Genomic DNA, 2239 nt, shown 5'->3' with positions numbered 1-2239 from the left:
AGGTGGAATAGACTATTCAACAACAAATGTTCAAGTCGCAAATGTTGATGAGCCAGATTATCTCAAAAACGATTCAAAGTATGTTTACATTGTCTCACAAAATACACTTTCAATCATCGATGCATACCCTGCTGAAGATGCAAAGTTAATTCTTAAAATTGCACTAGACATTGAATCTCAATATATTCAGAACATGTTCCTCAACGAGGACAGGCTAGTAATATTTTACAACGGACAAAGCGACGAGGAAATAATTCCATTATTTGACTTTGTTCCAAGACGATCTTATAGTTCCATTACACATGCATTAATTGTAGATGTCTCTGATAAAGAAAACCCAACCATTTTCAAAGACTATTCCATTGATGGTCATTTCAGAGATGCAAGAATGATTGGAGATTATGCATATTTTGTAACTAATAGCAACATAGACCACCAATACCCAAGACTGCCAGTAATCATGGAAGATTCAGTTAGAATAATGACTCCAGAAGCATTTTACTTTGATAATGTAGAACAGTTCTCAAACTTTAACACACTAACTGCAATTGACATATTCGGGGACAACATAAATTCTGAAACATTCCTTATGGGATATACTGGTTCATTTTATGTATCAGAAGATAATTTTTACCTCACATATCAGCAAAACATGCCATTTGGATTTTATGAGGATTCATCAAGAGACAGATTCTTTGATGCGATTGTGCCATTATTACCAAACAACATCCAAGATGAAATCAAGTCAATACAAAATGATTCTTCACTAACTTCTTCAGCACAATGGGCAAAGATTTCAGAATTAATGCAAAACGCTTACAACGAAATGGACAAAAATGAGAAAGAAAAACTGTTTGAAAAAATCAAAAAGGCATTAAATGAATATGATAGAAAAATCCAAGAAGATGCAAGCAAAACAATAATTCACAAGATTTCAATTGATGAGGATAAAATAGAATATGTCGCAAAGGGAACAGTTCCTGGAAGATTACTAAATCAATTCTCAATGGATGAGAGCAGAGATAGGTTTAGAGTTGCAACAACTAGCGAAATTTACACTCAATATGAGGGAACTATTCGCTCAAATGCAGTCTATGTCTTAGATGAGCAATTGGAGATAGTTGGAGAACTAGAAGAGATTGCACCTGATGAGAGCATATTCTCTACAAGATTCATTGGAGACAGACTATACATGGTGACATTCCAGCAAATTGACCCATTCTTTGTAATTGATTTATCAACAGATACGCCTAAAATTTTGGGAGAATTAAAAATTCCAGGATTTTCAAACTATTTGCACCCATATGATGAAGAGCACATAATCGGAGTAGGCAGAGATACTAAAGAAATAGACAATAACAGAGTCCAGCAATTAGGAATCAAAATAGCATTATTCAATGTAGCAGATGTAAGCAATCCCAAAGTTGTGGATGATTATGTAATTGGTGATAGTTCTACCCACTCTGAAGCATTACACAATCACAAAGCATTTTTCTTTGATAAAACAAGAAATATTCTATCAATTCCAATCAGTGCGGATGCCAAAAGTCTAGAGGATGTTACAAGTTCCAAAATGTTTGCGCCAGACTATAACAGATGGGGCGGATTTTACGTCTTTGATCTAGACAAGACAAAGGGATTTGAGGAAAAAGGAACCATCACCCACTCTGACAACAATTGGAGATATTACGGAATAGATAATGCAAGAACGTTTTACATTAACGATGTCTTGTATACCGCATCACAAGGATATCTCAAAATGAACTCCTTTGAGGATTTGGATGAAATAAATTCAATAAAACTTGAAAGCACTGGCAAGTTTATTGATTATTTGGAAGAGCCGGCAATGGAATTAGAGATAGTAAGATAGAATTCCAAATTAAACAATGTGAATTATAGTACTTAGTCCTCTTTTTTCAATTTCAACATCATTTTCAATTTCATGAATTGTAACAGTAAATGAAATCACATCACGTTGTTTTGCATCTTCTGCATGAATCTGTAAATGAATATCCATCAAGTCAAAATCTTGCAGGGGCAAGTTTGTTTCATCCAAATATGCACCGCATGTGGATTCTATTCTAAATCTATCATCTTTAAAGTGAAACCCCAATCTAACTTTTCTCCCATTCCGTCCAGCTGCTTTTACGTTAACATCAATTATTCCTGCATTTGCTTCAGTATAGCTTGCAGTGCTATTTACAAAGACTCCAATTTCAAAGGGTTTTCCTGCAGTGGA

At 34.5% G+C, this 2239-nt stretch carries 1 protein-coding gene and 1 pseudogene; one reads left to right on the top strand and one right to left on the bottom strand.

The genetic code is table 11. The annotated features are described in order from the left end of the window. A partial coding sequence (locus OEW78_RS10475; protein WP_300327233.1) for a beta-propeller domain-containing protein occupies positions 1 to 1870 on the top strand: 1870 nt, incomplete at its 5' end. A 9-nt stretch (positions 1871 to 1879) separates the two neighbouring features. Here OEW78_RS10475 and OEW78_RS10470 read toward each other — a convergent pair. After that, a pseudogene (locus OEW78_RS10470) lies at positions 1880 to 2239 on the bottom strand (hypothetical protein); the annotation flags it as partial.

Source organism: Candidatus Nitrosopumilus sp. (genome assembly GCF_029882185.1).
In the GTDB taxonomy this organism is placed as follows: domain Archaea; phylum Thermoproteota; class Nitrososphaeria; order Nitrososphaerales; family Nitrosopumilaceae; genus Nitrosopumilus.
This window is presented reverse-complemented; position numbering and strand designations above follow the sequence as displayed.